General features: G+C 69.5%; 23 protein-coding genes. 1 reads left to right on the forward strand and 22 read right to left on the reverse strand.

Annotation, left to right across the window (positions count from 1 at the left end):
- Positions 1-42: 42 nt before the first annotated feature.
- From gmk to Q0568_RS07695, 10 genes are all read right to left on the reverse strand, one after another.
- Entirely contained in the window at positions 43-951 is a 909-nt protein-coding gene (gene gmk / locus Q0568_RS07650; RefSeq protein WP_298864811.1) for a guanylate kinase, read from the reverse strand.
- Complete coding sequence (gene pyrF / locus Q0568_RS07655; RefSeq protein ID WP_298864813.1) at positions 944-1,804, reverse strand: orotidine-5'-phosphate decarboxylase; 861 nt, start codon at positions 1,802-1,804, stop codon at positions 944-946. The genes gmk and pyrF overlap by 8 nt, the downstream gene beginning before the upstream one ends.
- Complete coding sequence (carB, locus tag Q0568_RS07660) at positions 1,801-5,088, reverse strand: carbamoyl-phosphate synthase large subunit (RefSeq protein ID WP_298864816.1); 3,288 nt, start codon at positions 5,086-5,088, stop codon at positions 1,801-1,803. Before carB ends, pyrF begins: the two co-directional genes overlap by 4 nt.
- Positions 5,088-6,260 carry a glutamine-hydrolyzing carbamoyl-phosphate synthase small subunit gene (gene carA, locus Q0568_RS07665; RefSeq protein WP_298864819.1) on the reverse strand — a complete coding sequence of 391 codons (1,173 nt, stop codon included), beginning with the start codon at positions 6,258-6,260 and terminating at the stop codon, positions 5,088-5,090. The genes carB and carA overlap by 1 nt, the downstream gene beginning before the upstream one ends.
- The gene (locus tag Q0568_RS07670) at positions 6,257-6,763 is read right to left on the reverse strand and encodes a hypothetical protein (RefSeq protein WP_298864822.1); all 507 of its coding nucleotides are present in this window, start codon (positions 6,761-6,763) and stop codon (positions 6,257-6,259) included. The genes carA and Q0568_RS07670 overlap by 4 nt, the downstream gene beginning before the upstream one ends.
- A complete protein-coding gene (locus Q0568_RS07675) occupies positions 6,760-8,061 on the reverse strand; it encodes a dihydroorotase (protein ID WP_298864827.1) in 1,302 nt (433 codons plus the stop codon). Before Q0568_RS07675 ends, Q0568_RS07670 begins: the two co-directional genes overlap by 4 nt.
- Positions 8,058-9,023, reverse strand: a complete 966-nt coding sequence (locus Q0568_RS07680) for an aspartate carbamoyltransferase catalytic subunit (protein WP_298864830.1) — start codon at positions 9,021-9,023, stop codon at positions 8,058-8,060. The genes Q0568_RS07675 and Q0568_RS07680 overlap by 4 nt, the downstream gene beginning before the upstream one ends.
- Complete coding sequence (gene pyrR, locus Q0568_RS07685) at positions 9,020-9,550, reverse strand: bifunctional pyr operon transcriptional regulator/uracil phosphoribosyltransferase PyrR (RefSeq protein WP_298864833.1); 531 nt, start codon at positions 9,548-9,550, stop codon at positions 9,020-9,022. The genes Q0568_RS07680 and pyrR overlap by 4 nt, the downstream gene beginning before the upstream one ends.
- Before the next feature lie 265 nt (positions 9,551-9,815).
- The gene (locus Q0568_RS07690) at positions 9,816-11,390 is read right to left on the reverse strand and encodes a Rieske 2Fe-2S domain-containing protein (RefSeq protein ID WP_298864836.1); all 1,575 of its coding nucleotides are present in this window, start codon (positions 11,388-11,390) and stop codon (positions 9,816-9,818) included.
- 91 nt (positions 11,391-11,481) lie between these two features.
- Positions 11,482-14,751: an SNF2-related protein gene (locus Q0568_RS07695; protein ID WP_298864839.1), complete on the reverse strand. Its 3,270-nt coding sequence runs from the start codon at positions 14,749-14,751 to the stop codon at positions 11,482-11,484.
- Between the two features lie 108 nt (positions 14,752-14,859).
- Here Q0568_RS07695 and Q0568_RS07700 point away from each other — a divergent pair, with 108 nt between their 5' ends.
- Complete coding sequence (locus Q0568_RS07700; RefSeq protein ID WP_298864843.1) at positions 14,860-15,810, forward strand: DUF4349 domain-containing protein; 951 nt, start codon at positions 14,860-14,862, stop codon at positions 15,808-15,810.
- A gap of 31 nt (positions 15,811-15,841) precedes the next feature.
- On the opposite strand, the gene nusB is transcribed toward Q0568_RS07700, so the two are convergent.
- From nusB to Q0568_RS07760, 12 genes are all read right to left on the reverse strand, one after another.
- Positions 15,842-16,252: a transcription antitermination factor NusB gene (nusB, locus tag Q0568_RS07705; protein WP_298864845.1), complete on the reverse strand. Its 411-nt coding sequence runs from the start codon at positions 16,250-16,252 to the stop codon at positions 15,842-15,844.
- A gap of 9 nt (positions 16,253-16,261) precedes the next feature.
- Positions 16,262-16,825, reverse strand: coding sequence for an elongation factor P (gene efp, locus Q0568_RS07710; protein WP_298864848.1), 564 nt, complete (start codon positions 16,823-16,825; stop codon positions 16,262-16,264).
- Positions 16,826-16,896: 71 nt separating this feature from the next.
- Complete coding sequence (locus tag Q0568_RS07715) at positions 16,897-17,727, reverse strand: alpha/beta fold hydrolase (protein ID WP_298864851.1); 831 nt, start codon at positions 17,725-17,727, stop codon at positions 16,897-16,899.
- Between the two features lie 4 nt (positions 17,728-17,731).
- A complete protein-coding gene (locus Q0568_RS07720; RefSeq protein WP_298864854.1) occupies positions 17,732-18,157 on the reverse strand; it encodes a type II 3-dehydroquinate dehydratase in 426 nt (141 codons plus the stop codon).
- A 13-nt stretch (positions 18,158-18,170) separates the two neighbouring features.
- Complete coding sequence (gene aroB / locus Q0568_RS07725) at positions 18,171-19,250, reverse strand: 3-dehydroquinate synthase (protein WP_298864857.1); 1,080 nt, start codon at positions 19,248-19,250, stop codon at positions 18,171-18,173.
- Positions 19,247-19,780 carry a shikimate kinase gene (locus Q0568_RS07730; protein WP_298864860.1) on the reverse strand — a complete coding sequence of 178 codons (534 nt, stop codon included), beginning with the start codon at positions 19,778-19,780 and terminating at the stop codon, positions 19,247-19,249. The genes aroB and Q0568_RS07730 overlap by 4 nt, the downstream gene beginning before the upstream one ends.
- Complete coding sequence (gene aroC, locus Q0568_RS07735; RefSeq protein ID WP_298864863.1) at positions 19,764-20,993, reverse strand: chorismate synthase; 1,230 nt, start codon at positions 20,991-20,993, stop codon at positions 19,764-19,766. Before aroC ends, Q0568_RS07730 begins: the two co-directional genes overlap by 17 nt.
- 4 nt (positions 20,994-20,997) lie before the next feature.
- Positions 20,998-21,822, reverse strand: coding sequence for a shikimate dehydrogenase (locus tag Q0568_RS07740; protein ID WP_298864866.1), 825 nt, complete (start codon positions 21,820-21,822; stop codon positions 20,998-21,000).
- Between the two features lies 1 nt (position 21,823).
- Complete coding sequence (mltG, locus tag Q0568_RS07745) at positions 21,824-23,326, reverse strand: endolytic transglycosylase MltG (RefSeq protein WP_298864869.1); 1,503 nt, start codon at positions 23,324-23,326, stop codon at positions 21,824-21,826.
- Positions 23,319-23,801: a Holliday junction resolvase RuvX gene (gene ruvX / locus Q0568_RS07750; protein WP_298864872.1), complete on the reverse strand. Its 483-nt coding sequence runs from the start codon at positions 23,799-23,801 to the stop codon at positions 23,319-23,321. The genes mltG and ruvX overlap by 8 nt, the downstream gene beginning before the upstream one ends.
- Entirely contained in the window at positions 23,798-26,458 is a 2,661-nt protein-coding gene (gene alaS / locus Q0568_RS07755) for an alanine--tRNA ligase (protein ID WP_298864875.1), read from the reverse strand. The genes ruvX and alaS overlap by 4 nt, the downstream gene beginning before the upstream one ends.
- A 64-nt stretch (positions 26,459-26,522) precedes the next feature.
- On the reverse strand, positions 26,523-26,711 hold the full coding sequence (locus Q0568_RS07760) for a hypothetical protein (protein ID WP_298864878.1): 189 nt from the start codon (positions 26,709-26,711) through the stop codon (positions 26,523-26,525).
- Positions 26,712-26,743: the final 32 nt, after the last annotated feature.

The following is a 26,743-nucleotide window of genomic DNA, read 5'->3' on the forward strand; positions in this document are numbered from 1 at the left end:
TGATGGCATGCCGCGAAGACGTTTATAGGCGCGCGCGAACGCTCAGCGCACAAGCCCTGTCGACAATTCTACGACCTCCCGCGCCGCGGTCGCGACGTCGGCGTTCACGACGAGGTAATCGAACTCGTTCTGCGCCGCCAGTTCGGTGCGCGCGGTGCGCAGCCGGCGGGCCTGCTCCTCGGCGTCCTCGGTGCCGCGGCCGATCAGTCGGTGGACCAGCTCGTCCCAGGACGGCGGCAGCAGGAACACCAGCGTCGCGGACGGATCGGCGGTGCGCACCTGCCTGGCGCCCTGCAGGTCGATCTCCAGCAGCACCGTGCGCCCCTCGGCCAGTGCCGCATCGACGGGGCCGCGCGGAGTGCCGTAGCGGTGCCTGTTGTGCACGGTGGCGTGTTCGAGAAGCTCGCCGGCGGCGATCATCCGGTCGAACTCGGCGTCGTCGACGAAGTAGTAGTGCACGCCGTCGACCTCGCCGGGGCGCGGCGCGCGCGTGGTGGCCGAGACCGACAGGTGGATGTCGGGGTGGTTCTCCCGGATGTGCGCCGCGACCGTGCCCTTGCCCACGGCCGTGGGGCCCGCCAGCACCAGCAGACGGCTGCGCCCTGCACGTGCGCGGTGCGGCGGGAACCGTCCGTCCAGCCACTCCGACAGCGCCGCCAGCTGCCGCACGCCGAGGCCGCCGAGCCGCTTGACCGGCGAGATGTGCAGCTCCTCGAGGATGCGGTCGCGCTTGCCCGCGCCGATGGCGGGCAGCGCCATCAGGAAGTCCGTGATGCGCATGGTCGCGGCATCCGAGTCGCTGTCGGCCACCGCACGGCGCACGATCTCCTGCGGGGCGGTGACGCGGGTGGTCAGGTCGCGTTTCAGCGATGCCCGGCCCCGTCGGCGCGCCAGCGCGCGCTGCGACGCCGCGAAGCGATCGACCTCGGGGACGACACGACCTTCAACCACGGAGAACCTCCAGATACCGAGCGGCGTGCTCATCGATGGCCGCCGCGATGCCGTCCGGCCCGGCGCGCAGGATGCTGCGGCTCTCGCTCGCCAGCACCTGCGGCGCCACAGCGCCGAAACGGGTGACCAGGTCCGCGGCCACCGCACCCTGCGCCCCGAAACCGGGAGCGAGGATGGGCGTGCCGACGAGCACGTCGTCGCCGAGGCCCAGGTCACTCCTGTCCACGGTAGCGCCGATCACCAGGCCGACCGGTCCGAGTCCCCCGGAGAACGCCGGCGAGCCGTTGGCCCAGGTCACGTCGCGCGCGACGCGCTGAGCGACGGTCTGGTCATCGGATGCTGCGACATCGACCGTGCGCGCGGTCTGCAGGGATGGCGCCTCGGGGTTGCTCGTCGCCGCCAGGACGAACACGCCCTTGTCGGCGCGGATCGCCGTGGTGATCGTCTCGCGCAGCGACTCCGGCCCCAGGTACGGGCTGACGGTGACGGCATCCGACTCCAGCGGAGAACCCGGCTCGAGCCAGGCCGACGCGTAGCCGGCCATGGTGGAGCCGATGTCACCGCGCTTCGCGTCCGCGAGCACCAGCAGACCCGCCGCCCGTGCAGCCACCATCACATCCTCGAGCGCGGCGAAGCCCTTCGAGCCGAAGCGCTCGAAGAACGCCACCTGCGGCTTGACGACGCCGACGCGCCCTGCCGCCGCCTCGACGACGGCCAGGCCGAAGGCGCGAAGGCCGTCGGCATCCTGATTCAGACCCCACTGCTCGAGGAGCGCCGCGTGCGGGTCGATGCCCACGCACAGTGGCCCGTGCGCATCCATGGCCGCACGCAGGCGCGCCCCGAACGAGGTCACTTCGCGGCCTGCCGGTCCAGCTCGTACTCCTGCAGGCTGCGCACCGAGAAGCCCTCGCCGGCGGCATCCATCCCGCTCACGGCCGCGCCCAGCACAGCCATGGTCGTGAACAGCGCCTTGTCGGCCGCGACGGCCGCCGCGCGGATCTCGTAGCCGTCGACGCGGGCCGCTCCCCCGCCGGGGGTGTTGACGATGATGTCGATCTCGCCGTCGTTGATCATGTCGACGATGTTCCGCTCGCCGGACTCAGCCGTCTCGCTGAACTTGGACGCCAGCGCCACCTTGATGCCGTTGCGGGCGAGGATCTCGGCGGTGCCCTCGGTCGCGATGAGCGAGAAGCCCAGCTGCGCGAGGCGGTGCGCGGGCAGGATCACGTCGCGCTTGTCGGCGTCGGCCACCGAGATGAACACGGTCCCCGAGGTCGGCATCCCGCCGTAGGCCGCGGCCTGGCTCTTGGCGAACGCCGTCGGGAAGTCCGCGGCGATGCCCATGACCTCACCGGTGGAGCGCATCTCCGGGCCGAGCACGGAGTCGACGACCTTGCCCAGGTGCGTGCGGAACCGCTTGAACGGCAGCACGGCCTCCTTGACGGCGATCGGCGCGCTCAGCGGCACCCTCGAGCCGTCCTGCTCGGGGAGCATGCCCTCGGCCTTCAGCTCGGCGATGGTGGCGCCGGCCATGATGCGGCTGGCGGCCTTGGCCATCGGCACGCCGAGGGCCTTGGACACGAACGGCACGGTGCGGCTGGCGCGGGGGTTGGCTTCGATGACGTACAGCACGCCGGCGCTGATCGCGAACTGCACGTTCAGCAGGCCGCGCACGCCCACGCCCTCGGCGATGGCGAGTGTGGCCGTGCGGACGCGGTCGATCTCATTGCGCCCCAGCGAGATCGGCGGCAGGGTGCAGCTGGAGTCGCCGGAGTGGATGCCGGCCTCCTCCAGGTGCTCCATGATGCCGCCGATGTACATGTCGGTGCCGTCGTAGAGCGCGTCGACGTCCAGCTCGATGGCGTCGTCGAGGAAGCGGTCCACCAGCAGCGGCTTGCCCTCCTCGATGATCACGTTGCCGGCGGTGCGCACGAAGTAGTCCCGCAGCGACGGGGTGTCGTACACGATCTCCATGCCGCGGCCGCCGAGCACGAAGCTCGGGCGCACCAGCACCGGGTAGCCGATCTCCTCGGCGATGCGGACCGCGCCCTCCACGTCGATGGCCGTGCCGTTGCGCGGTGCGACCAGGCCTGCGTCGTCGAGCAGGCGCGAGAACAGCTCCCGCTCCTCGGCCAGGTCGATGGCGGCAGGGCTCGTGCCCAGCACCGTGTAGCCGGCCGCCTCGATGCCCTTGGCCAGGCCCAGCGGCGTCTGGCCGCCGAGCTGGCACACCACGCCGAGGATCTTCCCGCTGCGGGCCTCGGCGTCCAGCACCTCCAGCACGTCCTCGAGCGTGAGCGGCTCGAAGTACAGCCGGTCGGAGGTGTCGTAGTCGGTGGAGACCGTCTCGGGGTTGCAGTTCACCATGATGGTCTCGTATCCGGCATCCGACAGCGCGAACGACGCGTGCACGCAGGAGTAGTCGAACTCGACTCCCTGCCCGATGCGGTTCGGGCCCGAGCCGATGATGACCACCTTGGTGCGCTCCGAGGGGGCGACCTCGGTCTCGAAGTCGTAGCTCGAGTAGTGGTACGGCGTGAGCGCCGGGAACTCCCCCGCGCAGGTGTCCACGGTCTTGTAGACCGGGCGCACGTCGAGGGCATGGCGGATGCTGCGCACCTCGGCTTCCGTGATGCCGCGCAGCTGCGCGATCTGCACGTCGGAGAAGCCGTGCTCCTTCGCGTGCCGCAGCACGGACGCGTCGAGCTCAGGCGCCTCGGCGACGGCCTCGGCGACCTCGTTGATCAGCACGATCTGGTCAAGGAACCACGGGTCCATCGCGGTGGCCTCGAAGGCCTGCTCGATGGTGGCGCCCTTGCGCAGCGCCTGCTGCAGCACGACGATCCGGCCGTCGGTCGGCGTCTTCGCGATCTCCAGCAGCTCCGCGGCGGAGCGCTCCTCGGGACCCCAGTGGAAGGACGAACCGCGCTGCTCCAGCGACCGCAGCGCCTTCTGCAGCGCCGTGGTGTAGTTGCGGCCGATGGCCATGGCCTCACCCACCGACTTCATGGTGGTGGTGAGCGTGGTGTCGGCGGCCGGGAACTTCTCGAACGCGAAACGCGGGACCTTCACGACCACGTAGTCCAGCGTCGGCTCGAAGCTGGCCGGCGTCACGCCCGTGATGTCGTTGGGGATCTCATCGAGCCGGTAGCCCAGCGCGAGCTTGGCGGCGAGCTTGGCGATCGGGAAGCCGGTGGCCTTGGACGCCAGCGCCGACGAGCGCGAGACGCGCGGGTTCATCTCGATGACGATGATGCGGCCGTTGGTCGGGTCCACGGCGAACTGGATGTTGCAGCCGCCGGTGTCCACACCCACGGCGCGGATGATGTCGATCGAGATGTCGCGCATCTTCTGGTACTCGCGGTCGGTCAGTGTGAGCGCCGGTGCGACGGTGATGGAGTCGCCGGTGTGCACGCCGACCGGGTCGACGTTCTCGATGGAGCACACCACGACCGTGTTGTCGGCCGTGTCGCGCATGAGCTCGAGCTCGTACTCCTTCCAGCCCAGGATCGACTCCTCCAGCAGCACCTCGTGCGTGGGCGAGTCGTGCAGGCCGGCACCGGCGATGCGACGCAGATCCTCCTCGTCGTACGCGAAGCCGGAGCCCAGCCCGCCCATCGTGAACGAGGGGCGCACCACCAGCGGGTAGCCGAGCTTCTCGGCCCCGGCAAGGATCTCGTCCATGGTGTGGCAGATGACGGATGCTGCGACGTCGGCGCCGCACTCGATGACCAGCTCCTTGAAGATCTGGCGATCCTCGCCCTTGCGGATGGCGTCCACCTTGGCGCCGATGAGCTCGACGTCGTACTTCTCGAGGATGCCGCGCTCGTGCAGCGCCATGGCCGCGTTCAGCGCGGTCTGACCGCCGAGGGTCGGCAGGATGGCATCCGGCTTCTCCTTGGCGATGATCGTCTCGATGACCTCGGGGGTGATCGGCTCGATGTAGGTCGCGTCGGCGAAGTCGGGGTCGGTCATGATCGTGGCCGGGTTGGAGTTCACCAGGATGACGCGGATGCCCTCCTCGCGCAGCACCCGGCACGCCTGGGTGCCGGAGTAGTCGAACTCGCAGGCCTGGCCGATGACGATCGGGCCGGAGCCGATGACCAGAACGGATGTGATGTCGTCGCGCTTCGGCATTACTCAGCGTCCTTTCCAGCGATGTCGGCGAGGACCAGGTCGCGGAACCTGGTGAAGAGGTAGTGGGCGTCGTGCGGGCCGGCGGCGGCCTCGGGGTGGTATTGCACGGAGAAGGCCGGGATGTCGTGGGCCCGCAGGCCCTCGACCACCTGGTCGTTGAGATCCACGTGGCTGACCTCGATCGCACCGTAGCCGTTGGGGCTCTGGAAGATGCCCTCCAGCGGGGCCTCGACGGCGAAGCCGTGGTTGTGGGCGGTGATCTCCACGCGGCCTGTGGCCTTGTCGAGGACCGGCTGGTTGATGCCGCGATGGCCGAAGGTGAGCTTGTAGGTGCCCAGGCCCAGGGCGCGGCCGAACAGCTGGTTGCCGAAGCAGATGCCGAAGTACGGCAGCTTCGCGTCGAGCACCTGGCGCAGCACGGCGACCTGCTCGCCGGAGGCCGCCGGGTCACCCGGGCCGTTGGAGTAGAACACGCCCACGGGGTCCACGGCCTGGATGTCGGCGAAGCTCGCCGACTGCGGCAGCACGTGCACGTCGAAGCCCAGGTTCGCGAGGTTGTCCAGCGAGGACTGCTTGACGCCCAGGTCGAGCACGGCGAGGTTGCCGATCCGCTCCCCCTGCGCGGGCAGCACGCGCGGTTCGGTCACGGAGACCTCGGCGGACAGGTTCAGCCCCGACATCTCGGGTGCCGCGGTGACGCGGTTGAGCTGCTCGTCGGCGTCCAGCGCGGCATCCGCACCGGAGAAGATGCCGCCGCGCATGGATCCCTCCGAGCGGATGCGGCGGGTGAGCGCCCGCGTGTCGATGCCGCTGATGCCGACGATGCCGTCGCGGATCAGCGCGTCGTCGAGGGATTCCTCGGCACGCCAGTTGGAGACACGGCGGGCGGGGTCGCGGACGATGTACCCGGCGACCCAGATGCGGCTGGACTCGTCGTCCTCGCTGTTCATGCCGGTGTTGCCGATGTGCGGCGCGGTCTGCAGCACGATCTGCCCGGCGTAGGACGGGTCGGTGAGCGTCTCCTGGTAGCCGGACATGCCGGTGGCGAAGACGACCTCGCCGAGGGTGGTCCCGGTGGCGCCGTAGGCGCGACCGGTGAATCGGGTGCCGTCCTCGAGGACGAGCACGGCGGACTTCTCCAGAGCGGATGCCCCGGTGGTGGAACTGGTCAAAGCTGTTCTCCGTTCTCCGAGCCCGCGCACAGCGCTTCGAGCTCGGGGAGGATCTGCTGCGGTCCGCCGGAGGCGTGACGCAGGAAGGTGTCTACAAGGAGGTCGTCGGTGATCCGCCATACCAGGCGGATCAGCCCGTTCGGCTCTACGACGCGGTCGATGGCGACCGTCGCGAGGTCGGCTGTCACCAGCCGTGACGAGGCGATGAACACGGTGGGCGATCCGTCCAGGCTGAGGGCGGCGCCGCGGTCCGTGACCACCAGCTCACCACGAGCGCGGTAGGCCAGCGGTGTGATCGCGAGGCGCTCCAGCGGCTGATCGTGCTGGGTGGTCGCGACATACAGGATCTCGTGTCGCGCAGTGACTTCGGCATGCTCGGGCACGCCGAGTGGCGCGCTGAGGCCGGAGTCCCTGCGCAGCCTTCGTCGCCATCCGAGGTACATCGCCACGAGGATCATCACCGCGATGGCCGCGGTGATGAGCACGGCGCCCTCGCGGCTCACTTCTGCAGCTCCGTGACGAGACGGCCGTCCTCGACGGTCGTGATGCCGCCGTGGATCGTCCACTGCACGCGGCCCGGCAGCTCCCTGCCCAGGTAGGGCGAGTTGTGGCTGCGCCCGTGCAGATCCGCCTCCGTGAACACGCCCGGTGCGCTCGGATCGTACAGCGTGACATGAGCCGGTGAGCCGACTGCCAGCGAGCCGAAGCCCTCCAACTGCCCGATCCGTGCGGGAGCCGTGCTCATGACGCGGGCGACGTCGTCCCACTCGAGCAGGCCGGTCTGCACCATCGCCTGGTGCACCACGCGCAGCGCGCTCTCCAGCCCGACCATGCCGTTGGACGCGGCCTGCCACTCGCAGGCCTTGTTCTCGGCAGGGTGCGGGGCGTGATCGGTGGCGACGATGTCGATCGTGCCGTCGGCGAGGCCCTCGCACACGGCCTGCACATCCTCCGCGGTGCGCAGCGGCGGGTTGACCTTGTAGCGCGCGTCGTAGTCGCGCACCAGCTCGTCGGTCAGCAGCAGGTGGTGCGGGGTGACCTCGGCGGTCACCTGCACGCCGCGCTTCTTGGCCCAGCGGATCAGGTCCACGGAGCCCGCGGTGGACAGGTGGCAGACGTGCAGACGCGATCCGACATGCTCGGCCAGCAGCACGTCGCGGGCGATGATGGACTCCTCGGCGACGGCGGGCCAGCCGGCCAGGCCCAGTTCGGCGGACACGACGCCCTCGTTCATCTGGGCGTCCTGCGTGAGGCGCGGGTCCTGCGCGTGCTGCGCGATGACGCCGTCGAAGGACTTCACGTACTCCAGGGCGCGGCGCATGATCAGCGGGTCCCACACGCAGGAGCCGTCGTCGCTGAACACGCGGACGCGGGCGCGGGAGGCCGCCATGGCGCCGAGCTCGGCGAGGCGCTCGCCCTTCTGACCGATGGTGACGGCGCCGATGGGCTGCACCGTGGCGTAGCCGGAGGCCTCGCCGAGGGCGAGCTCCTGCTCCACCACGCCGGCGGTGTCGGCGACGGGCTGGGTGTTGGGCATCGCGAACACGGCGGTGAATCCGCCGGCTGCGGCGGCCCTGGTGCCGCTGAGCACGGTCTCGGACGTCTCGAAGCCCGGCTCGCGCAGGTGCGTGTGCAGGTCGACCAGGCCGGGAAGCGCGATCAGGCCGGCCGCATCGATGCTGCGCGCGCCGCTGCGGCTCAGGCCGGTGCCGATCTCGGCGATGACGCCGTTCTCGATCACGATGTCGGCGCTGTCGCCGCCGAGCAGCCGGGCGCCGCTGATGACGAGCGTCTCGGTCACTGTGCTTCTCCTCGTTCGTCGTTCCGCTCCCCTGCCAGCAGCAGGTACAGCACCGCCATGCGCACGGAGACTCCGTTGGTGACCTGCTCCAGCACGGTCGAGCGTGCGGAGTCGGCGGCTTCGGAGGAGATCTCCAGGCCGCGGTTCATGGGTCCGGGGTGCATCACGATGCTACTCTCCGGCAGCGCCGCCGCCCGCACTGCGTCAAGACCCCAGAGGCGGGAATACTCCCGCTCAGTGGGGAAGAACGCCGCGTGCATGCGCTCCATCTGGATGCGGAGCATCATGACGGCATCCGGCGCCTCGGCGAGGGCCTGGTCCAGGTCGTAAACCACCCGCACTGGCCACTGCGACACATTCTGCGGAATCAGCGTGGGCGGAGTCACCAGCGTCACCTCGGCGCCCAGCGTGGACAGCAGCCAGACGTTGGAGCGCGCGACGCGGGAGTGCAGGATGTCGCCCACGATCACAACGCGGAGGCCGTACAAGTCGCGGCCTCGGCTGTCAGCGCCGTACCGGCGCTTGCGGATCGTGTAGGCGTCCAGCAGTGCCTGCGTGGGGTGCTCATGCGTGCCGTCGCCCGCGTTCACGACGCCGGCCGAGATCCAGCCGCTGGTCGCGAGCGTGCGCGGGGCGCCGGATGCCGAGTGGCGGATCACCACGGCATCCGCTCCCATCGCCTGCAGGGTCTGCGCGGTGTCCTTCAGGCTCTCGCCCTTGGAGACGCTGGATCCCTTGGCTGAGAAGTTGATGACGTCGGCGGAGAGCCGCTTGGCGGCCGCCTCGAACGAGATTCGGGTACGGGTGGAGTCCTCGAAGAAGAGGTTCACGACCGTCTTGCCCAGCAGGGTCGGCAGCTTCTTGACCTGTCGGTACTGGGTGTCGGCCATGTCCTCGGCCACGTCGAGGATGCGCAACGCGTCCTCGCGGGACAGATTGCGGGTGTCGAGCAGGTGCCTCATGATTCGATCGTCACCTCGTCGGCGCCGTCCAGCTCCGCAAGGCGCACGTTGACGTGCTCGGTGCGGGAGGAGGGGATGTTCTTGCCGACGAAGTCGGGCCGGATGGGCAGCTCGCGGTGGCCGCGATCGACGAGGATCGCCAGCCGGACGACGGCGGGGCGTCCGATGGACTGGATGGCGTCGAGCGCCGCGCGGATGCTGCGGCCGGAGAAGAGCACGTCGTCGACGAGGACCACGGTCCTCCCGTCGATGCCGCCCTCGGGGATCGCGGTGCGCTTGGGCGAGCGGGTGGGGTGCTGGGACAGGTCGTCGCGGAAGAGCGTGATGTCCAGGGAGCCCACCGGGATCTCGGTGCCGGCGATGCCGGAGATGATGGGGCCCAGCCGATCGGCGAGCGTCACCCCGCGAGTCGGGATGCCGAGCAGGATGAGTCCCTCGGCGCCGCGGTTGGATTCGAGGATCTCATGGGCGATTCGCGTCAGCGCGCGTGCGATGTCGGCTTCCTGCAGCACTGTGCGTGCAGACAATGGCCACTTCCCTTCTCCGCCTCACAGGACGGGATTAAAGGACGGGTGATGCTTAGATTCTAATCGGTCGGTGAGCGGTGCGCTGGTATACCAGGGAGGCCCTCGACTCCGAGGAGAGCAAGCTGGCGCACCAGCTCTTGTTCCGGTTGTCCCGACCACTCCTCGGGTGACTGATCACTGACGCACGGAGCATTCGTCGGCGTGTCGGGCACGCGACGCGCCGACGTCGACCGCGGGCGTCAGTGATTCGTCACGCGATTCGCGCTCACGCGTCCGCGCGCAGCGCGGCATCCGTCAGCGGGCACTGCGAGACGCGGATGGGGTGCCCGGTGGTGGTCAGGCACTTGCCGGTCTTCAGATCCCACTTCCAGTCGTGCATGCTGCACGTCAGCACGCCGTCCTCATCGATCTTGCCGGTGCGGGTGAGATCCGCGCGCAGGTGCGGGCAGCGACGCTGCACGACCCAGTCGCCGATCTCGGCATCCTCGGTCTGGTCGGTCTGCTCCTGGTACCAGTTCTCGACGTACTCGATGCGGTCCACCGACAGGCACTTCAGGAACGTGGTGAGGAACTCGTTGAACTTGCCGCTGCGCCCCACGGAGAACTGCATGGACAGGAAGATCGAGTTCGACCAGTCGATCTCGTGGTCGCGGATGTTGGTGGAGACCAGGTCTGCGGGGATCGTGTACCAGTAGATGCACTCCTCCCCCGCGTACTCGCGCACCTTGGCGCGCGGGAAGTCGACGACCATGTCCAGCTCGCCGATCTTGAAGCGCACGTGCCCGCCCACGCCGAGGCGGATCGTGCGGGACTTCTTGATCAGCGGCTCCCACCACTCCTTGATGGCGCCCAGCATCTCCGCGGGCGGCAGCACCTCGGCTCGCGTCGCCTCCTCGTCGCGCAGCTCCTGCTGGCGCGAGGCGCGCTGCTCCTCGAGGTACTCCCACTTCTCGTCGAAGATGTGGTGGATCTCAGCATCCGTGTACAGGCTCTGCGAGACGGTCATCTCGCCGCCGTTCAGCTCCACGACCGTGCCCGGCACGAACAGCTGCCCGTCGTACTGCGGAGCCTTCTCCTTCAGGTGCGCCAGGAACTCCTTCTGATCCGTGAAGATGGCATCCCCGTCGCGACCGGTGCCGTTGTACTTGAAGATGTCGTCGCGCAGGAACATCGGCGGGCCGGCCATCGGGAAGACGTGCGGGGCGTCGACCTTCTCGATGTAGTACATGGCGCGCTTGTTCTGTGCCTCGCGCTTGAGCTTCGCGAAGTTCACCTTCGCATCCTGCGGCAGGTCGTAGACCATCGGCCACCAGATCGCGCCGGAGACCTGCGTGAAGTACGCCTCGGGCTTGCCGAACGACAGCAGCGCCTCCAGATCCAGCGGGTGCGAGTCGTTCTGGTTGAGGATGGATGCCGTGCCGTCGTCGATGCTCAGCGAGGAGTCGCCGATGGGTCCGTCGCTGGGGGCGCGCAGCGGCGTGATCATGAACTTGAGGTCACCGCGCTGGTCGACCTGGCCGGCCTGCGTGTACGTGATGTTGGTGTAGCCGAGCTTCCGGATGTCGTTCTCGAGGTCGTCGGTGACGTACTCGGGCAGCAGCACCTCAATGTCCTTGCGGATGTACTTCTCCAGCGCACGCGGGTCGAAGTGGTCGCGGTGCCGGTGCGAGATGTACAGGAAATCGGCCTCGCGGCCGTAGCGCTCCCAGTCGAGTCCTCGGTTGTCGGGGAACGGGAACCAGGAGCCGAAGAAGGAGGGTCCGAGCACGGGGTCGCAGATGAAGTTCCCGCCGACCGTCTCGATGAACATCCCGGCGTGGCCGAGTCCCGTGATCCGCATAACGCTCCTTCTGTGTGGACCTGTCGATTCTATCGAGCGGATGCTGTGCCCGGCCGCTGTCCGGCCGTCGATAAGCTCCCGCCGAGCCTGGTCAGGTCTCCAGCAGACCGCGGATGTCGTCGGCGGTGAGCGCCTTGGAGAACAGCTCGTCGTCGTCCATGACGGCCGTGAACAGCCGGGCCTTGCGCTGCTGCAGCGCGAGCACCTTCTCCTCGATGGTGCCGGAGGCGATCAGACGGTACACGAACACGCGGCGGGTCTGTCCGATGCGGTGCGTGCGGTCGATGGCCTGCGCCTCGGCTGCGGGATTCCACCAGGGGTCCAGCAGGAACACGTAGTCGGCCTCGGTGAGCGTGAGCCCGAACCCGCCGGCCTTCAGGCTGATCAGGAACACCGGCTGCTCGCCGTCCTTGAACGAGTCGATCACCTCGGTGCGGTGGCGCGTGGAGCCGTCCAGGTGCACGTGCTGGATCCCTGCGGCATCCAGCCGCTGCGCGGCCAGATCGAGGAAGCTCGTGAACTGGCTGAACACCAGGGCGCGGTGCCCCTCGGCACGCAGCTCCTGCACCTGCTCGATGAGGACGTCCAGCTTGCTGGAGGGGATGCCGGCGTCGGCCGGATCGATGAGCCCGGGCGCCAGCGCCAGCATCCGAAGCATGGTCAGCGACCGGAAGACGATGAACCTGTTGCGATCCAAATCGGCAAGCAGGCCCAGCAGCTTCTGCCGTTCGCGCTGCAGCACGGTGTCGTATCGCGCACGATGCGCGGGCGAGAGGTCGACGAAGACCTCCTGCACCTGCTTCTCGGGCAGGTCGGCGGCGACGAGCTCCTTGGTGCGGCGCAGCATGAGCGGGCGGATGCGGCGGCGCAGCCGCTCCAGCCTGCGGCGCCGGTACTCGCCGCCCTCCTCGTTCTCGGGCACCTTGCCCTTCTCTATCGGCTGCACGTACTCCTCGCGAAACTTCCGAGCGGACGGGAACAGGCCGGGAGCGGTGAGCGAGAACAGCGCCCACAGGTCGGTGAGGCTGTTCTCCAGCGGCGTGCCGGTCACGGCGATCTTCACCCGGGAGCGGAGGGCTGCGATGGCCTTGTGCGCCTTGGTCGCCGGGTTCTTCGCGAACTGCGCCTCGTCGAGGATCACGCCCGCCCACTCCAGGTGCGCGTACTCCTCGTCGTCGAGCCGCAGCAGCGTGTACGAGGTCACGATCACGTCGGCGTGCTCCACGGCAACCGCCAGCGAGTCGTCGCGACGCGAGGCCGTGCCCTCGATGATGCGCACGCGCAGGTCCGGCGCGAAGCGCGCGGCCTCGTTGCGCCAGGTGCCGAGAACGGATGTGGGCGCCACGACGAGGAACGGCTTGCGCTCCCCCGTCTCGCTGACGTGAACCATCAGCGACAGCAGCTGCAGGGTCTTGCCGAGGCCCATGTCGTCGGCGAGGATGCCGCCCAGCCCGTGCTCCCACAGGAACACCAGCCAGTCGAAGCCCTTCTTCTGGTAGGGCCGGAGCTGTGCGTTCAACCCTGCGGGCAGGAATGCCTCCGGCACGTTCTGCACATCGCGCAGCCCCTCGGCGAGGGCGCGCCAGGAGACCGCCGCCTCGGACTGGTCCGCCAGGTCCTCGAAGTCCTCCCACAGCGCCACCTGATGGCGGCTGATCCGCGGCCCGGTCTCCCATTCGGCCAGCGAAGCCGCCTCGTCGATGAGGTCCCGCAGCGTCTGCAGCGCAGGGTGCGCGAGTGAGAAGTAGCTGCCGTCGACCAGCATCAGCTTTGTGCGGCGCATGCTGAGGGCCTTGAACAGCGGGGTGAACGGGATCGAGACGCCGTCGATCTTCACGATCACGCCCAGGTCGAACCAGTCGGGGTCGGGCGAATCGACGGTCGACACGCTGATCTCGGGTGTGCCGGTGAGTTCACGGTACTTCTTGCGCCGCCCGGTGACGACAACGCGCACATCGCTGTCTTCGAACACCGGCAGCACCGTGGTCGCCCACTCCGCGGTGGCGACGCCGATGTGGGCCGCAGTCGCCTCGAACGGCAGGTCGGTGGCTGAAGCCCAGAGCCGCTCCAACTCGCGCAGCGCGAGGCGCTCGGCCTCGGCGTCCCGGAACGGGTGATCCGCGGGGATCGGCTCCCCCATCAGCAGCGGCACCGTGCCGTGCCCGGCGTACTCCCACTCGAAGCGGTGCTCCACGCGGTCGGCGGCGCCGAACCGCACCCGCATCACGGGCTCCGGCCGCACCGGTGCAGGCAGCTCGATGCCGGCAGGCGCGGTGACGGCCGACCGCCGCGCGATCGCGGGGTACGCCTCGTGGAGGAACAGCTCCCGATCCTCGGCCGAGACCTGGATCGGTTCGGTCGCCGTCAGCGCAGCCCGGACGGGCGCGCTCAGTGTGACCTGAGCGAGCGCCACCTCGATGGTCGTCCCCACGACCGCCCAGGTGTAGACGCCGGTGGTTCCGATCGGGCTGACGGACGCCGTCGGCACGCTCACCCCGTCGACGCGGACGTCAGCGTCGACCAGCAGTCCGCCGTCATCACCGGCGTCGATCCGGATGCCCGCCGTGGCCTGGTCCGCGAGCCGCACGATGGTGTGCTTCTGCGCGGCCACCAACGGGATGCCGAGCGCGGGAAGCGCGCGCAACTGCTGCCAGAGCAGCGGGGACTCGACACGGTCCAGCGGGATCCAGTCGGTCGCCATGCCCGAGAGCAGCGAGTCGCGCGCGATGGCGAGGAAGTCAGTGAACCACCGGGACTGGTCGGGGTCGAAGCGGAAGCCGGCGCGGCGCACGCCGTCCCAGGTGGCATCCCCCTGGATCCACTTCGACGTGGTCTCACTGCGCATCAGCGGACGGACGCTCAGCTGCACCTCGCCGTGTTCCCGGGTGAGCTCTCGGGGCGCAGCGGTCTTGGCGTGCGCGGCACCCCAACGATCGTGGGCGCGCGACGGGCGCACGCGCAGCTCGACGCCGAGCGCCAGTGGCGTGAGACTGCGAGAAGGAGCCACGCCCGGCATCAGCCGACGCCAGGACGCCCGCTGCGCGTCGATCCGACGCTCGGTCTCCACGCGCATCCGCGTCTCGCGCTCGGGGGCGACGAGCATCGCGGCCACCACGTGCTTGCACCCGCGCTGGACGGGGCACGAGCACGAGGTGCTGAGGATCTCGCCGCCGCGGAACCGCACACGGCATCGGTACGGTGATGGCTCGCTGCCGTACACCTCGGCCGACAGCGTCTCGGACGCGGCATCCCACGACGTCTGCTCCACGCGGCCGCGGCGCGCGTAGTCGAGGCCGCGCTGGTAGCCGCCGTCGCCCGCAAGACGTCGCAGCTGCTGGGCGCTGGGACGGGGAACAGTCATCTCAGCATCCTCTCGCAGGCCGCGGACATCCACAGCGATGCCCGTTCGTTACGCAATGCTTGTCGGATCGTGACCCCATCACCGCGCCCCCTTGCCTAGCCTGGGCGCATGAAGACCCTTGCCAGGCGCGCGACGGTCGCGCTGACTCTCTCCGCGGTACTCGCGCTGCTGGCCGGATGCTCGGCCGGCGGCGGGGGAAGCGTCCAGTCCGACAGCTCGGTGTCCCACGCCGGCGGCTCGGCGCCGGAGCAGGCGGTCGCACCGGACGACGCGCCGGATGCTGCGGTGGTGGTCACCGGCCGGATGACGCTCGAAGCCGACGACCCGATCGCCGTCGCCGACAAGGCGACCGCCCTGGTGAAGGATGCCGGCGGCCGCGTGGACGGCCGGACCGAGCAGGCGGCATCCGGGGCTGTCGCAGCGCGCGCCGAACTGGTGCTGCGCATCCCCTCGTCCGCTCTGGACGACACGCTGCTCGCGGTGCGCGAGCTCGGCACTCTGCGGGAGTCGTCGATGCAGACCAAGAAGGTCGATGCCGCGCAGCGCGACCTGGATGCCAGGATCGCCGCCCTGCGCACCTCGATCTCCCGCTACAGCGCGTGGCTCGCGGGAGCCTCGAAGACCCAGGACCTCATCGAGCTGGAGAAGTCGTTGTCCGACCGACAGAGCCAGCTCGAGAGCCTCGAGGCCGAGCAGCGCTCCCTGAGCGACCAGGTGGCGATGGCGACGATCACCACGGCGTTCGAGGCGCACTACGTTCCCGCGCCGACGGCGCCGCGCGATCTCGGCGAGGCCATCGTCGCGGGCTGGAACGGCTTCCTCGCGTTCTGGGCGGGAGTCGGCATCGCCCTGGGCGTGGGCCTGCCCTGGCTGGTGCTGATCGCCCTGGTCACGGCGGCCGTCATCTGGCTGGTGCGCCGGTCGCGCCGTCGCCGGCCGGGGCCGCTGCCCGCTCCGACGCTCCCTCCGGACTTCGGTGGTGAGCTGCTCGGGGCGAGGGCCGGTTCCGACGGTGCGGCCGCCTCGGATCCGCAGACGGCTCCCCCGCAGTCGCAGTGAGGCCGAGGCGCCTCTCAACGCTTCGGGCTCCTCACCGGGCGCGGTCGATGCGCGCGAGCACGCCGTGCACGAAGGCGCCGGAGTCCTCGGTCGAGAGCTCCTTGGCCAGCTCCACGGCCTCGTCGACGGCGACAGCGGTCGGTACCTCGTCGTTGAAGAGGATCTCCCAGGTGCCGATGCGCAGCAGGGCGCGGTCGACCGCCGGCATCCGCTCCAGCTTCCAGTCGCGGCTGTGCGTGGTGATCTGCTCGTCGATCTCGTCCTGGTGATCGATGATCCCGTCGACGATGTCGCGGGCGTACAGCCACGACGCCTGCCGTGCCGGCTCGCTGGCGGCGCGGGCGGCGGCGGCGGCGAGGGCGACGGAGACCTCTTCTCCGCGAACGTCGGCGGAGAAGAGGATGTCGAGGGCGCGCTTGCGCGCCTTGGTGCGTGCGCTCAAAGCCGGCCGTCAGTCGTTGACGCGGCCGAGGTAGTCGCCCGTGCGGGTGTCGACCTTGACCTTGGTGCCCTGCTCGAGGAACAGCGGGACCTGGATCTCGTAACCGGTCTCGAGCGTGGCGGGCTTGGTGCCGGCCGAAGAGCGGTCGCCCTGCAGACCGGGCTCGGTGTGCGTCACCTCGAGCACGACGGAAGCCGGAAGCTCGACGTACAGCGGGTTGCCGTTGTTCAGCGCGATCTGCACCTGCTGGTTCTCCAGCATGAAGTTGGCTGCGTCGCCGACGGTGGCGGCGGTGACGGTGAGCTGGTCGTAATCCTCCTGGTCCATGAACACGAAGCTGTCGCCGTCGTTGTACAGGTACTGGAAGTCGCGGCGGTCGACGTTCTCGATCTCGACCTTGGTGCCGGCGTTGTAGGTGCGGTCGACGGTCTTGCCCGAGACGACGTTCTTCAGCTTGGTGCGCACGAACGCACCGCCTTTGCCAGGCTTGACGTGCTGGAACTCCACAACGCTCCAGAGCTGTCCGTCGATCTTGAGGACGACGCCGTTCCTGATGTCTGCGGTGGATGCCATGCTGGTGCGAGTCCGTTCATGTAGAAGGTTCAATGGTCAGGCGCGGATGCGCGCAGAGAGTGACCGAGGATTCATCCTATCGGATGCGGGCTGGACGCCCGCCGCGGTGAGTCCAGTATCCGCTCGATATGCGGCCAGGCCTGCGTGCCCAGCTCGGCATCGGCATCCGGCGTACCGCCGCGCTGCATGGTGATTCCACCCGAAGCCCGACTCTCGCCCGGCAGCAGCAGGCGGTGACCGGCGCCGGGATGCGAGACGACCATCGTATGCAGTCCTGCCGCCCCGCGTGCGGCCTGGATCTCCGCGGCGAAGCGCACACTCGGCCACACCCGATCATCGCCGCCGGCGATCAGCAGCACGTCGCCGGCGATGTCTTCGACACGGATGCGCGCAGCCTCTGTCACCTCGGTATCCAGCTGCAGACTCGATCCGTACAGCGACAGGAACGCGGGCGGGTCGGCATCCGGCTCCCACTCCGCGTCGAACGGCACGAACGGTACAGGTGCGCCTTCGTACGTCCAGTGCGACGACCACGAGCCCGCGTGCAGCCCCGCCCACACGACAGATGACGGCGCCACAGCGACCACGCCATCGACATGATGCCTGCTCGCGACGGCCAGAGCTGCCTCCGCCCCGAACGACGTGCCGAACAGCACCACGCGGTCGGCATCCCTTCGAAGCACTTCGATCTGCTCGATGAACAGCTCGAGCGGCACCTCGTGCGGCGCCGGACGCTGTCCGATGCCGCCGAACCATCGGATGGCGCGCACACGAGCGCCGGTCGTCGAGAGCAGGTCGGCCCGTGCGGATTCGATCCGCCCGCTCGACCCGGCCAACAGCAACACCGCCGTGCCGTTCGATTCAGCGGGCTCTGCATCGTACAGGTCGGCGGGATTCAGCATTCGGCTACTCGCCGATCTTCGCGACCAGCTCCCGGACGGCCTCGGCGTAGCCGTCGATCCCATGGCCGACCACGCGCACGGCGGCGACGTCCTCCAGGTACGAGAAGTGCCGGAACGATTCCCGGGCGTACACGTCCGAGATGTGCACCTCGGCGAACGGCAGCCCGACACCGGTCAGCGCGTCGCGCAGCGACACCGAGGTATGCGTCAGCCCACCAGGGTTGATCACGATGCCCGCGCAGTCCTCCCGGGCTGCGTGGATCGCGTCGATGAGCACCCCCTCGTGGTTGCTCTGCAGCGCTCGGACCTCGTAACCGAGTTCGGCAGCCGTCGCGGCAGTCAGCTGCTCGGCATCCGCGAGCGTCGCCGTGCCGTACACCTCCGGCTCGCGTGTGCCCAGAAGGTTGAGGTTCGGACCGTTCAGAAGCATCAGGCGGCGCATATCACTCGGCGATCTCCTGGTAGGCCGCGAACATCAGCGACTCATCGGGAGCCTGAAGCACGGTCGGCTTGGCGATGTCGTCCAGCACGATGAAGCGCATCATCGACCCGCGGGCCTTCTTGTCGCGCTTCATGGTCGTCAACAGGCCCTTCCACGCGTTGCCGCGGTACGTGGTCGGCAGTCCCAGCGACTCCAGGACGCTGCGGTGACGGTCGACGGCCTCGTCCGAGAGCCGGCCCGCCAGCCTCGACAGTTCCGCGGCGTACATCATGCCGATGGAGACGGCCGCACCGTGTCTCCACTGGTAGCGCTCGGCGTGCTCGATGGCGTGACCGAGCGTATGTCCGTAGTTGAGGATCTCGCGCTGGCCCTGCTCGCGGAAGTCCTCCGAGACCACCCTGGCCTTCATGTCGATCGCCAACTCGACCATGCGCGCGAACTCATCGGTGGCGGTGTCGACCGCCCGCTCCGGTGAGGCCTCGATGATGTCCAGGATCTCCGGCGCCCAGATGAATCCGGCCTTGACGACCTCCGCGAACCCGGCGGTGGCCTCGTTCGCGCTGAGGCTGCCCAGCTCGTCCAGGTCGCCGATCACGGCGCGGGGAGCCCAGAACGCGCCGACCAGGTTCTTGCCCTCTGCGGTGTTCACCCCGGTCTTGCCTCCGACGGATGCGTCCACCAGTCCCAGCACGGTCGTGGGCACCTGCACGACCTGCACGCCGCGCAGCCACGTCGCGGCGACGAATCCCGCGACGTCGGTGACGGATCCGCCACCGTAGCCGATCACGGCATCAGTACGGGTGAAGTCGGCCTGGCCCATGATCTGCCAGCAGAACGCCGCGACCTCGATGCGCTTGCCTGCCTCGGCATCCGGGATCTCCGCCAGCAGCACCTGCAGCGTGCCGTCGGCCGTGAGCCGGTCACGCAGCTCGGCAGCACGGATGGCCAGCGTGGGCGCGTGCACGATGAGGACCTTGCGCACGGCGGGGTCCAGCGCCGTACGCACCTCGTCGAGGATGTCCCGCCCGAGGATGATGTCGTAGGCGGACGCTCCGGTCACGCTGATGGTCTTGAGGGTCATTCCTGTTCCTTCCTCCAGGCGGCGATCTGCTCCGCCAGCATCCGCATCGGCCGGCGCGAGGTGTCGACGGTCAGGTCCGCGACCTCCTCGTACCAGCCGAGTCGCTCCGCGAAGATCGTCCGCCAGCGTTCCACCGGATCGCCCTCCCCCGTCAGCAGCGGGCGCCCCGCACCGCGGATGCGCTGCGACACCGCCTCTGCGCTGACGGTCAGGAAGACCACCGGAAGCTGCGCCAGCAGCGCGCGCGTCGCGGTATCCGTCACGGCTCCGCCGCCCAGCGACACCACGCCGCCGGCCGCGACGGCCTCGGCGACCGCCGTGCGCTCCAGGTCGCGGAAGTACGGCTCGCCGTGCTCCGCGAAGATCTGAGGGATCGGGCCGTGCTCTGCCGCGATCCGCTTGTCGGTGTCCGTGAACGGCACCTCCAGCAGCCGGGACACCTTGCGCCCCACGCTGGTCTTCCCCGCCGCCATCGGGCCGACGAGCACGACGGTCAGCGGACGGTCGACCGTCTCAGGAGAGCTCATCATGGGCGAGCAGCGCCGCCTCGGATGCCGGCGCCGTGCGCAGCGCCTCGGGGATGCCCGCGAGGTATCCCTCCAGGTTGCGTCGCGTCTCGCGGATGCTGTCTCCGCCGAACTTCTCCAGCACGGAGTTCGCCAGTTCGATGGCCACCATGGCCTCGGCCACCACGCCCGCTGCCGGAACCGCGCACACATCCGAGCGCTGGTGGTGGGCTGTGGCGTCCTCGCCGGTCGCGACGTCGACGGTGTGCAGCGCGTGCGGCACGGTGGCGATGGGCTTCATACCGGCGCGCACGCGCAGCACGGTGCCGGTCGTCATGCCGCCTTCGGTGCCGCCCGCGCGGTCGGAGCTGCGGGTGATGCCGTCTTCGGTCTCGAACAGCTCATCGTGAGCGGCGGAGCCGCGACGGCGGGTGGTCTCGAAGCCGTCCCCGACCTCGACGCCCTTGATGGCCTGGATGCTCATCAGCGCCTGCGCGAGACGGCCGTCGAGTCGGCGGTCCCAGTGCACGTGCGACCCGACCCCCGGGGGCAGCCCGTACGCCAGCACCTCGACGATGCCGCCGAGGGTGTCGCCGTCCTTGCGGGCCGCGTCGACCTCGGCCACCATCAGCGCAGAGGTCGCGGTGTCGAAGCAGCGCAGCGGATCGGCGTCCAGGGCGTCCACGTCGTCGGGGGTCGGCAGCGGCGAGCCGTCGGGAACCCGCACCGGCCCGATGGACAGGGTGTGGCTGACCAGCCGGATGCCGAGCTCGCCGAGGAATGCGCGGGCGACTGCCCCGAGTGCGACGCGGGCTGCGGTCTCACGGGCGCTGGCGCGCTCGAGGATGGGGCGGGCCTCGTCGAAGTCGTACTTCTGCATGCCCACCAGGTCGGCGTGCCCGGGGCGGGGGCGCGTCAGCGCGGCGCCGCGACCACGCGACTTCTCGGTGAGCTCGGCGGGTGCCGGGTTCATGACCTCGGTCCATTTGGGCCACTCGGTGTTGCCGATGCGCAGCGCGACGGGGCTGCCGAGCGAGAGCCCGTGCCGCACGCCACCCGAGATCGTGAGCTCGTCCTGCTCGAACTTCATGCGCGAGCCGCGGCCGTAGCCGAGCTTGCGGCGCTGCAGGTCGGCCTGGATGGCCTCCGCCAGGACGGGGACGCCCGAGGGCAGGCCCTCCATGACGGCGATGAGTTCGGGGCCGTGCGATTCGCCGGCCGTGAGCACACGGAGCATGCCTCTAGTCTTCCATGGCTGCAGCGCGCATGATCGCCACGATGACGTCCTCGTCGTCAAGACGGCGGTCCTGGTCACCGTGCAGGAAGATGCGGATCTGCCGCACGGCCTGGTACAGCAGCATCTCGAACCCGGAGATCACCCGAGGATTCCGCCACTGAGAGGCCAGCGCAGACGGCCACGGCGCGTAGGCGGCTTCGAACAGCACGCCGCCGCTGTCCGCCAGGGGCGCGGAGATCCCGGCATCCAGCGCCGTGCCGCTGGGCAGCGTCGCGACGGTCGCATCGACGGCATCCACCGGTGCGTCGAACGGCACCACCGTGAGCGCCACGCCCAGCTGCTCGCCGATGCTCAGCATCCGCCCGGCCGACTCAGGGCGGCGCGCGCGCACCTCCACCGCTGTCGCGCCCAGCTCCCCCAGCGCGACCAGAGCGGATGCCGCCGTCGCGCCGGCGCCGAGGATACGAGCCGAGCGGATGCCGGTGACCCCGGCGTTCCTGAACGCGTCGACGATCCCGCCGACATCGGTGTTGAAACCGCGCAGTCGCTCGCCCAGCAGCAGTGTGTTCACGGCGCCGGTCAATCGCGCATGCGCGTCGATCTCATCGGCGGCCTCCAGCGCGGCTGCCTTCAGCGGCATGGTGAGCGACAGCCCCCGCCAGCTGTCGTCGAGACCGGCCAGCGCGGCGCCGAAGCCCGCTGCGTCGACCCGCTGACGTCCGTACTGCCAGTCCAGGCCCATCCGGCGGTAGGCGGCGCCGTGCAGCGCCGGTGAGCGGCTGTGGCCGATGGGGTCGCCCCACACCGCCAGCAGGGTTCGTGCGGTCACCTCAGCAACCCGTGCCCGGGTTGGCCTTGCACCACGCCTGCATCTTCTTGATGGCCTGCTGGTGCTCCTCGTACGTGGTGGAGAACTGCGTCTCGCCGGTGCTCATGTTCACGGTGACGAAGTACAGCCAGGGCCCGTCGGCGGGATGCATGGCCGCGTCGATCGCGGCATCCCCCGCGCTGGCGATGGGCGTGGCGGGCAGACCGGTGATGACGTACGTGTTCCACGCGTTGTCGTTGTTCTGCGCCTCCTTCGATGTGCTGGCCTTGCCCGCGTGGAGCTCGCCGAACCCGTACTGAGCCGTGGAGTCCATCTGCAGCTTCATGCCGTCGGCGAGCCGATTCTCGATCACCCGCGACACCTTCGCGAAGTCCGGCGTGCGCGCCTCGCGCTCGATGATCGACGCGATCGTCAGCACGCGCTGCGCGTCGGCATCCGGCACTCCCGCCTTCTGCAGCGACTCGCGAGTGCGATCCACCATCCGCTGGATGACGTCCTTCGCCGTCACGCCGGGATCGAACGTGTACGTGGCCGGGAACAGCCACCCCTCCAGCGACTTCGCCTGCACGCCGTAGACCGTCGGATCCTTGACAGCGGCCTGCAGGTCCTCGAGCTTCAGCCCGACGCCGTCGACGATCCGCGGCAGCGACGACGCCATGGTGCCGCCCTCCGCGATGCGCACGGTGTTCGCCATCCGATTCTTCGGATCCTGCAGCGCCGCCAGTGCTGCGGCGGCGGTCATCTTCTTCTGCAGCTTGTAGACGCCCGGATAGAACGTGACCGACTTGTTCTCCTGGATCAGGTAGTCGTAGAACGCGCGGTCGGTCTTCGTCACACCGGCCTTGTACAGCGCGGTCGAGACCGGGGAGCCGGTGTCGCCCTTCAGGATGGTGAGGGTCGCCTCGCCGGATGCCTGCCCTGCCGGGTAGTCCGCGGATTCGCCCCAGCCCATCACCTTGTCGATCTGCGGCTTGTACGTGCTGTACACCCACGCGCCGCCCGCCGCGATGGCGCCCAGCACGACCAGCAGGACGATCAGCCAGATCAGGCAGCCGCGACCGCGCTTCTTCGGCGGCACGGGCTTGTGGCGCTCGGGCGAGAACAGCGAATCCAGGCCGCCTTCCTGCCCGAAGGGTGCGCCCGCCGAGGACTCGGCTGGCAGGAGCGGTGCGACCTCGGAGGCGACCGTCAAGGGGTCCTTGGCCGACCGCTCGGGATCGGAGGCGGATGCCTGCGCTGTGACCGGCACGTAGGTGGAGCGGTGCGCGGGTGCCGCAGCCGGCGCAGGTGCGGGGGCAGCACCCCGTGCGCGCTCGTCACCCCGTGTGCGCTCGTCACCCTGCGCGCACTCGGCGGCCTCGCGAGCCTCGCGCATCGCACGGCGCGAACCCGGCGCCGCCCGCTCGCGCTGCTCGCGCTCCGGCAGCGGAGAGGATGCCGTGGGCAGATCGTCGAAGAGACCGTCCAGCCCCGGCACGGACGGGGACTCGTGTGAGTCAGGCATCGTGAGAGGGCTCCTCATCGAGTTCGATCAACGCGCCGGCGGGGTTCCCGGTGCTCTTCTCGGTATCGACCGCGTGCTGCAGGAGCACGACCGCGGCCACCTGATCCACAATGCTACGAGAGTTCTTCTGAGTCCTGCCCGAGGAATGCAGTGCCGTGTACGCGCTCACGGTGCTCAGCCGCTCGTCCACCATGCGCACGGCGATGCCGGTGCGACGGCCGAGCCGAGCGGCGAAATCGCGGGCATCCTTGGTGGACAGGGTCTCCTCGCCCCGCATGTTCACCGGCAGCCCCACGACGAACTCGATCGGCTCCCACTCCCGGGCGAGCTCGGCGATCCGGTCGACCGAGGCCTCCGACCTCGGCACGGTCTCCACCGGCACGGCGAGCATGCCGTCCGGATCGCAGCGCGCGACACCGACACGGGCCTTGCCCACGTCGATGCCGAGCCGGGCGCCGCGGCGGAATCCGGTCACGCTGCCGAGAGCTCCATGGTGACGGCAGCCAGCGCGGCATCCAGCGCCGAAGCATCCGTGCCCCCGCCCTGGGCGACATCGTCCTTGCCGCCGCCGCCGCCGCCGAGCACGCCGGCGGCGATGCGCACGAGCGCGCCCGCCTTCGCTCCGGCCTTGCGAGCGGCATCGTTCGTGGCGACCACGACGATCGGGCGGGAATTCACGATTCCGCCGAACGCGACGACCGCGGCATCCGAACCCAGCCGCTCGCGAACGCTCAGCGCGAGGGTGCGCACGTCGTCAGCCGAGCCGACCTCGCCGAGCGAGGTGGCGGCCACCCGGTACGAGCCCAACTGCTGCGCGGCCTCGGCCAGGGCCGGCACACGACCGGCGCGCTCCGCGGCCTCGAACTGGGTGATGCGCTTCTCGGCGGCCTTCAGGTTCGCCTGCAGCTCCTCGATACGGGCCGAGAGCTGATCGCGCGGCGCCTTCAGCGCGGCGGACAGCTGCGAGACCACCGTGCGCTCGGCAGCCAGCTCGCGGAAGGCGTCCTGGCCGACCAGCGCCTCGATGCGGCGGTTGGACGCGCCGACCGAGGACTCGCCGACGACGCTGACCAGGCCGATCTCGGCACTGGAGGAGACATGGGTGCCACCGCAGAGCTCACGCGACCAGGGTCCGCCGATGTCGACCATGCGCACGATGTCGCCGTACTTCTCGCCGAACAGCGCCATGGCGCCGGCCTCCTTGGCCTCGTCCAGCGAGATCACCCGGGTCGTCACCTCGAGCGCGTCATTGACAGCGCGGTTGGTGATGTCCTCGATCTCCGTGCGGGTCTCTGCCGACAGCGGCTGCGACCAGGCGAAGTCGAAGCGCATGTACCCGGCGCGGTTGAGCGAGCCCGCCTGCGTGGCCGTCTTGCCGAGCGTGTCGCGCAGAGCGGCGTGCACGAGGTGCGTGGCGGAGTGCGCCTGACGGGCGGCGTGCCTGTTCGCAGCGTCGACGACGGTGGTCGCGGGATCGTCGACGGCGACCGCGCCGGAATCCACGTGCACGGTGTGGCTGATCAGCCCGGGCACGGGCTTCTGCACGTCGAGGACATCCAGCTCGAAGCCCGCACCGACGATGGTGCCCTTGTCGGCCACCTGACCGCCGGACTCGGCGTACAGCGCGGTCTCGGCGAGGATGACCTCGGCGACCTGGCCTTCGGTCGCGGTCTGCACGGGCGCGCCGTCGACCAGGATGCCCAGCACGCGGGACTCGGTCTTCAGATCGTCGTAGCCGACGAACGAGGTCTCCCCCAGTGCACGGAAGTCGCGGTACACCGACACATCGGCGCGCTGGCGCTTGCGGCTGCGGGCGTCGGCCTTGGCGCGCTCGCGCTGTCCGCGCATGAGCTCATCGAACGCCGGGCGGTCCACGTCCAGCCCCGCCTCCTCGGCGACCTCCAGCGTGAGGTCGATCGGGAAGCCGTAGGTGTCGTGCAGCAGGAACGCCTGCGAGCCGCTGAGCGTGGATCCGCCGGCCTTGCGGGTCTCGTCCAGGGCCAGGTCGAGGATGGTCGATCCCTGCACCAGGGTGCGACGGAAGGTCTCCTCCTCGGCGAAGGCGGATGCCGACAGCATCGACCAGTCCTTCTCCAGCACCGGGTAGGCCGACTTCATGGCGTCCTTGGACACGGCGAACAGCTCGGGGAACGTCGGGTCCTCCACGCCCAGCAGGCGCATGGCGCGCACCGTGCGGCGCATCAGCCGGCGCAGGATGTACCCGCGGCCCTCGTTGGAGGGGCGGACGCCGTCGGAGAGGAGCATCAGCGAAGAGCGCACGTGGTCGGCGACCACGCGGAAGCGCACGTCGTCCTCGTGGACGGCGCCGTACTTCTTGCCGGACAGCTCGATGGCGCGGTCCAGCACGGGGCGCACCTGGTCGGTCTCGTACATGTTCTCGACGCCCTGCTTCAGGAACGCGACGCGCTCCAGGCCCATGCCGGTGTCGATGTTCTTCATGGGCAGGTCGCCGACGATGTCGAACTCGGTCTTGCCGCGGACGTTGTCGATGAAGTCCTGCATGAACACGAGATTCCAGATCTCCAGGAACCGGGTGTCGTCTGCGGCGGGCCCGCCGTCCTTGCCGTACGCCGGGCCGCGGTCGAAGAAGATCTCCGAGTCGGGGCCGCCGGGGCCGGGCTGACCGGTGTTCCAGTAGTTGTCCTCGCGGCCCAGCCGCTGGATGCGCTCGGGCTTGAGGCCGATGATGTCGCGCCAGATCGACTCCGCCTCGTCGTCGGTCTCGAAGACGGTGACCCAGAGGTCCTTCTCGTCGAAGCCCAGGCCGCCGTCGGCCTCGGATGAGGTCAGCAGCTCCCACGCGTAGCGGATGGCGCCTTCCTTGAAGTAGTCGCCGAAGGACCAGTTGCCGAGCATCTGGAAGAAGGTGCCGTGCCGCGCGGTGCGTCCGACCTCTTCGATGTCGTTGGTGCGGATGCACTTCTGCACGTCTGCGATGCGGGGATGCGGCGCGGGGACGACTCCGGTCAGGTACGGGATCATCGGGACCATGCCCGCGACCGTGAACAGCAGCGACGGGTCGTCGCTGACCAGCGATGCCGACGGGACGATGACGTGGTCGTTCTTCTCGAAGAAGTCGAGGTAGCGCTGCGCGATCTCCGCAGTTCTCATAGTGCTCTCAGGTGTCCTTGCATGGCTCGGTCGCGTCCCGCGGACGCGGAGGGATGAATCGTGGTCAGTCGTCTGCGGGGTCCGACAGGCGCGCCTCCTGCTGGCGGTACGCCTCACCGAGGATGCCGGTGAACTCCGAGATGCGCGCGTCGATGTCGGCGAAGATCTCCTGACCCCGAGGGTCCTTGTTCATGAAGTGCGCGGCGACGAAACCGCCGATCACACCGATCAGGAACCAGAGCAGATTCTTCATTCCGCCATCCTACGACGAGAGGCGCCGGGGAA

Source organism: uncultured Microbacterium sp. (assembly GCF_937927635.1).
In the GTDB taxonomy this organism is placed as follows: domain Bacteria; phylum Actinomycetota; class Actinomycetes; order Actinomycetales; family Microbacteriaceae; genus Microbacterium.